General features: G+C 67.1%; 4 protein-coding genes and 1 riboswitch. All 4 genes read right to left on the bottom strand.

Annotated elements, in window-relative coordinates; all coding sequences use genetic code 11:
- Positions 1-76 precede the first annotated feature (76 nt).
- Positions 77-2,254, bottom strand: coding sequence for a TonB-dependent siderophore receptor (locus AB4Y84_RS09895; protein WP_442250076.1), 2,178 nt, complete (start codon positions 2,252-2,254; stop codon positions 77-79).
- Positions 2,255-2,323: 69 nt separating this feature from the next.
- Positions 2,324-2,419: riboswitch (TPP riboswitch) on the bottom strand.
- Positions 2,420-2,462: 43 nt separating this feature from the next.
- Positions 2,463-3,590, bottom strand: a complete 1,128-nt coding sequence (locus AB4Y84_RS09890; RefSeq protein ID WP_363734255.1) for a phosphotransferase enzyme family protein — start codon at positions 3,588-3,590, stop codon at positions 2,463-2,465.
- Between the two features lie 129 nt (positions 3,591-3,719).
- Complete coding sequence (locus tag AB4Y84_RS09885) at positions 3,720-4,118, bottom strand: glycine zipper 2TM domain-containing protein (protein ID WP_025875877.1); 399 nt, start codon at positions 4,116-4,118, stop codon at positions 3,720-3,722.
- Between the two features lie 248 nt (positions 4,119-4,366).
- Complete coding sequence (locus AB4Y84_RS09880; RefSeq protein ID WP_442243979.1) at positions 4,367-6,394, bottom strand: XVIPCD domain-containing protein; 2,028 nt, start codon at positions 6,392-6,394, stop codon at positions 4,367-4,369.
- Positions 6,395-6,593: the final 199 nt, after the last annotated feature.

Below are 6,593 nucleotides of genomic sequence, written 5' to 3'. Positions count from 1 at the left end.
GCCAGCCGTCGCTTTGCCATCAGCCACACCCCGAGGATGCTGAAGAGCGCGGCAGTCCACTCGAGCGCGACGCCGCTCACAGCGCGAACGTCACCGACAGGCGCGCCTGTCGCGGCGCACCCGGGAACAGGTAGTAGTCACCGCCGCTGCTGCCGGTGTCGCGCCAGTAGAAGCGGTTGAACAGGTTGTCCACCGACAGGTTCCAGCTGACCGCACGGTTGTGCAGTCGGTGCTGGAAGCGCAGGCCGGCGTCGAACACCGAGTAGTCCGGTGCGCGCACACCGCCGTCGGCGCGGGCCACGTTGGAGGAGGCATAGCGCCAGCCACCCGTCACATCCAGGCCTTCAACGAACTGCAGCGCGTAGGCCAGGTGCACGCTGGCGCGCACCTTCGGCACGTTCACCAGCTGATGGCCTTCATAGGCCGGGGTGCCGGTATCGCGTGCGCGCGCCTGCAGCACGCTGGCGCTGGCGACGATCTGCAGCGCGTCGGTCAGCTGGCCGTTGGCGGTCAGTTCCAGGCCGGTATGGGTCTGCTGGCCTTCTTCGACGAAGGTGTAGCCGACGTCGCTGCCGTCGGGCTTTGCGTACTGGTAGGGCTGGGAGGTGCGGAACACGGCCGCGCCCAGGGTGAGGGCGTCCACTGGCACGTATTTCACGCCCACTTCCAGCTGCCGCGACTGCATCGACGGCAGGAAGGTATCGGCGTTGGACGTCCAGAACGGTGCTTCCTGGCCCAGCGAAATTCCGCGCACGTAGCTGGCGTAGGCGTTGAGCTGGTCGGTGGCCTTCCACACCAGCGCGGTCTGCGGCAGGAAGCGCGACAGGCGGCTGTGGCGCTGCGGCGTGCCACGCTTGTCGTAGGCGCGCTCGTCCAGGGGCACGAAGCGACCGCCGGCCAGCCACTGCCAGTCATCGCCGAAGCTCATCCGGTCCAGCGCGAAGAACGYGGTCTGCCGGCTGTCCAGGCGCCGTGCCGATGCACCCGGCATTTTCGGCGAGGGCTCGAACACCGGCACCTGCACGTCGTGGATGTTGCTGGTGCCGACGTACTCGTTGACGCTCGGGCGCTTGTCGATGGTGCGGCGGAAGTAGTCGGCGCCGATGCTCAGCTGGTGGCCGACGCTGCCGGTCTCGAAAACGCCGCGCAGTTCGGCACGGGCCTGCTGGTTGCGGCGGGTGTCATCCGGGCTGCGGTAGTCGTAGATGTCGTAGTCGCCGTTGGGGGCGAAGTAGTTGCCCGGCACGCTGCCGTCTGCGCACCCTGCGGTGTAGTAGCAGCCGTAGGCGAAGGCGACGTTGTCATCGATCACCGAGCGGCTGTGGCCGACCGAGATGCGCGACTGCCACGCATCGTTGAAGTCATAGGTGTGCAGCGCGGTGATGTTGGTGCTGGCAATGTCCACCGGCCGCTGCCACGGCTGGTAGCCGAGCAGGCGTTCGCGGTCGACGCCGCGCGGCAGGTCGCGCGCGCCCAGCAGCTGGAAGCCGGACACCGAGCGCTGCGCGCTGGTCTGGTAGTTGGCATCCACTTCCAGCTTGCCGTGTTCGCCGATCAGCCAGTCGGTGGCCAGCGAATAGAAGTTGCGGCGACCGTCGGCATGCTCGACGTAGGAATCACTGGCATCCCAGGCGGCGTTCAGACGCACGCCGAAGCGCGGGGTCAGCCAGTGGCCGACATCCACGGCGGCATAGCGCGAGCCTTCCGAATCGGTGCCCAGGGTGACCGTACGCACTTCCGCCGGGCGCTTGCCCACGTAGTTGATGATGCCGCCGGGTGCCATCACGCCAGCCGCGAGGCCGGCTTCGCCCTTGAGGATCTGCACTTCCTGGATGTTCTCCAGCGCCAGGCGCTGCTCGCCGGCGATGGACATGCCGTTGAAGCGGTAGCCGGTGGCCGCATCCAGCGCGAAGCCGCGGATGGCGATGTTCTGGTAGTAGCCCACCGGCGCATAGGCATCGCCCAGCGAGGCATCATTGCTGGCCAGCTCGGACAGCGAACGCACCTGGCGGCGGTCGAGGTAGTCGCGCTCCAGCACATTCACCGAGGCGGGGGTGTCCTTCCAGGAGCCGCCGCCGAAGGCGTTGACGCGCGAGGTGTCGGCCTTCGGTTTGCCGGCCTGCACGCGCACCGCCGCCAGTTCGGTGGGCGAGGAGGGCGCATCAGCGGCGTCGGTGCCTGCCTCGCTGGCGTACAGCGGCAGGGCGGCGCACAGGGCGAGGGCGAGCAGGGTGGGGCGCAGGCAGCGGTTCATTCGATTCGTCTTCAGACAACAAGGGAGACGAAGCGACGGCGCGCAGGTGCACCGGCCCATGACGGGGTGTGGCTGCGGCTCAAAGCTCCCTACGCCGGTGCAAACCGGATCAGGTTCCAAGGGACTCTCTCAGCCTGGCAAATCCAGGCACCCCCGCTTCAGGTGACCATTTCACTACAAATGGTACGGATTTGCGAGCTACCGCCCTTCAGGCGGCGGCGTGCAGGGCCGCCAGCAGGGCCTGGCCGGGGGCCGTGGCGAACCACGCCGGATGCCCGAGCATGAACGGCTGCCAGGCCACATCGGCGTTCGCGGTCGATCCGGTGACGCCCTCGAAATACTCCACTTCGGACAGAGCGAAGTCGAAATGCACCATCGGCAGCAGGTCGGCCAGCAGGTGCACGCGCGTGGGCGACAGCGGCAGTTCCTGCCGATAGCCGTCCAGCAGGGCCAGGGCGATGTCGATGCGCACAGCATCGGTGCCGCGCTCCAGTTGCAGCCAGGCCACCGCGTTGCGTTCGATCGCGGTGGCCAGGTCGAACAGCGCGCTGGTGGGCGAGGCCAGGCCGAAATCGAGCACCGTGGCAATCGTGCCGTCGTCGTTCCACAGCAGGTTGGAGACGTGCCAGTCGTTGTGCGCCCACAGCCGCGGTTCGTCCTGCAGGCGCGCGGCCAGGCCGTGGTGCCACGGCAGCACATCGCGGCGCAGCTGTTCTTCCCAGGGAATGCGCGCCAGGTAGCGGGCCAACCCGGGGCGGTTGCCGAGGTCGGCCTTCAGCGCGGCGATCGGGTCATCGGCGCGGATCAGGTCGTCGCGTGCCACCAGCAGATGGGTACTGCGCTGCGGGGCGTGGTAGCTGGCGGCCGCGCGGTGCAGCGTGGCCAGCATTCTTCCTGCCTGGTGTGCCTGGGCGATGTCGGTCAGTGGTGACCATGACGGCAGTTCGCGATACAGGTCCTTGCCGGCGCCCACCGCATGCAGTTCGTAGGTCCACGGGCCGTGTTCGAGTGCGGTGCGGCCGTCGTTGCTGGCCAGCACCTGCACCACCGGCATGCCGGCAGTTGCCAGATGCGCGATGAAACGGTGTTCTTCTTCCAGGCTTCCAGCGCTGCGCACACTGTGGTGGTGGCGCTTGATGAAGACCGGACCGCCGGTGCCGTCGACGATGGCCGCGGCCGACAACGGACGCGGGCTGTGCCAGCGCAGCGTGCTGTCCGCGCCCAGCTGCGGAAAGTGGCCACGCAGCCAGGTGATCTCCTGCGCGTCGATCGCCGGCCAGTCGGCGACGACCTCGTCGTTGTTGAGGCCCTGCACGCGATGGGGGGAAGAAGTCATGCCACGGCCGCTGGTGAGTAAAGGAACATCCAAGGCTGCGCATTCAACGCCATGGACGCCACAGACGCAAACGGGCGGGTCATCGACCCGCCCGTCAGGGACGCCACGTGCGGCCTGTGGCCGGCGCGCTTACCAGCCGCGATGGCGGCCGCGGTCGTGGTAGTAACGGTTGTCATGGCGCTCGCGCTGCCAGCGACGGTCATCGCGGCGGTCGTAGCCATAACCGCGGTTGTAGCCACGGTCATAACGGCGATCGTAGCGACGGTCATAGCGCCCGTCGTAGCGTCGATCATGGCGGTCGGAGGTGGTCAGGTTGCCGATGGCGCCGCCGGCAACCGCGCCGCCGACGGTGGCAGCCGGGTCGCCGTTGGAGATCAGGTGACCCGCCACGCCGCCGACGACGGCACCGACCACGGTGCGCTTGTCCTTCCTCGACATCGCGCTGGCATCACTGACCACGGCCACGCCGGCAAGAAGTGCCAGGGCCATCGCCAGACCACGGAAGCTGAGTGCGGAAGTGCTGAGCATGTTGGGTTCTCCTGTGAGGTGCATGCCACGGTGGGCAGGGAGGGCGCTGGGCGCCCCGGCTGCCGTAGGGACCACGCTGGTGCCCGGACATTGCCGGAACATTGCGCGCGATCCCCGTGCGGCTTGCGCATTCATCTAGCGTCAGGCGGCATGAAGCGAGGCTGAAAGCGCGGCGGCCGCTCAGCTGCCAGAAAGGAAAAGGGCCGCAGTACGCGGCCCTTCCCCTGGCTTCCCCTGCCTGGCCTGGCTCAGTGGCCCATGGCGCGCTGGGCCTGCTTCACCTGCTCCTGCTGGGCGTCCTGCTGCTGCAGCACATTCGGTGCACCGTGCACCGCACCACTGCTGAGTGCCATGCTCTGCTCGCTGGCCGCACGGGTGTCCACCGCCGCGCGGCAGGCAGCCGGGTCACCGGCGGTGCCCTGTACGGCAAACATGCGCTCGCCGTTGGTGCTGGGCACCACCGAATCGATGCGCTGCATGCCGCTGGCCTGCGCTTCCTTGGTCAGTGCAGCGGCGGCGGCCTCCAGTGCATGGCGGTCCTTGAAGGTGCCTGCCGGCAGGCCTTCCATGCCCTTCACGGCCTGGTTGTACATCGGGTTCTGCGGATGGCGCTCGTCATTGAGCAGCGGGCGCTCGCGCGCGTCCTTGATCGCATCCAGCGTCTTCGGGCCGATGATGCCGTCCACTGCCAGACCGTTGTCCTTCTGCAGCTGGCGCACGGCAGCCTCGGTGTTGCGACCGAACTTTCCATCCTCGACCAGTGGCTTGCCATCAGCACCCACATAGCCCAGGTGGCCCAGCTGTTCCTGCGCCCTGCGCACACCTTCGCCGTGTGCACCCTGCTTATGCACTTCGTTGCTGGTCTGCGGCTTTTCCTGCGCTGCCGGCTTCGGCTCGGCCGCACCCTTGGCCTGCGCCTGCTCGTGCGTCTGGCTGCGGTTTTCCAGCAGGTCGCGTGCCTGGTGCAGCGGATCGGAGGCGAACAGCTTCCAGTTCGGGTGGTCCTTCACCTGCTTGAGGTAGTCCTCCACCGGCATGGTATGCACGCCCAGCTTGCCGGTCGACTGGCTGATCAGCAGCTTGTCGGTGTTCGGGTCACGCACCACCATCACGATGTGGTCGATGCCATTCCAGTGCTCGTGCTTGGTCTTGGCCGTATCCAGGCCGATCACCATGCCTTCCTTCAGCGCATGCGGCTTGAGGATGTCGTCGCGCTTGAGCAGCACGCCGGAGTCCTTGTAGGCCTCATGCACGATACCGCCGGAGCCGGCGAAGCCCAGCTTGATCTTGTCGGCGTCGGCGAACACCGCATGGCCGGCTTTCTGGTTGATCTCATCCTGGGTCTTGTTGAGCATCGTGCCGACCCAGCCAGAGCAGTCGATGTAGCCTTGGTCGACGTTCTTGCCGGTGACACCCTTGCCACGGTAGTACTGGCTGGACTCGATGTTGATCGCGTACTTGACGTTGTCGTACTTCACGCCGGCGTTGTAGGCCGCATCCAGCGAAATGCCGGGTGCATCCGGCTTGGCTGCTGCGGCCGTGGCGGTAGCGGCGATGGCTGCGGCACCGGCGGCGACAGCGGCCTGCGCGGCGGGGGTCACGGTCTGCGTCGGTGCGGCCTGCACCGGTGCCGGACGCGCCTGGGCCTCGGTGATCGGTGCGATGTTCTTTTCCGGGATGCTGATCGCGTCGTACTTGCGGTCGTAGTACTGGGCGAAGGTGCTGGCCAGGTCGCGATCATTCATCGTGCGCATCTCGGCGCGCGTATGCCCGGTCAGCGCTTCGACGTCACCGCCGATCTGGCCCATGATGCGCGGGCGCATGTCGATCGGATCGCCGTGGCCGTCGCGCACGACGCCGAACGTGCCGGTGGCGATCGCGGTCTGGATCGAACCGTAGCCGGCCGCACCCTGCTGGTGTGCCAGATACAGGTCAAGGCCGCTCGGCTTGTCATCACCGGACAGGTAGGGATGGCCGGTGCGGTCATGGCGCTTTTCCATGTCCACCAGGTTGCGCTTGAACATCTCCGCTGCCGCTTCGGTATTGCGGGTCGGGTCGTACTCGTGGCCGGTCAGGCCGTACTGCTTGGCCGACGACGGCAGGAACTGGAACAGGCCCTTGGCATCGGTCTTGTCGTTGTGCGCGCGCTCGTTGAAGCGGCCACCGGTCTCGATGTGGGCAAAGCGCAGGAAGTCCTCGCTGGCGATGCCCTTGCGCTGTGCCACCTGCTCGATGATGTCGAGAACTTCCTTTTTGCTGTAGTCACGTTGTGCCATGACACTTCCTCTGGGGTTGATGGAGCGGCCTTTGCCGCGATACGCCAACCGGACTCATCCGTGAGTCTTCAACATGTCGGTCAACAGGTGCTGCGGGGTGGTGCGTCTTACTTTTCGACGTAGGCCTTGCGGGCAGCGTCGTAGTGGTACTGGCGCGCGTCGGCCGCACCCAGCGCACGGGTCTGGCCCGGGCCGGAAA

Source organism: Stenotrophomonas sp. 2YAF22 (genome assembly GCF_052114665.1).
Classification (GTDB): domain Bacteria; phylum Pseudomonadota; class Gammaproteobacteria; order Xanthomonadales; family Xanthomonadaceae; genus Stenotrophomonas; species Stenotrophomonas indicatrix.
The sequence above is the reverse complement of the archived record's forward strand: the minus strand, read 5'-3'. Positions and strand labels throughout refer to the sequence as shown.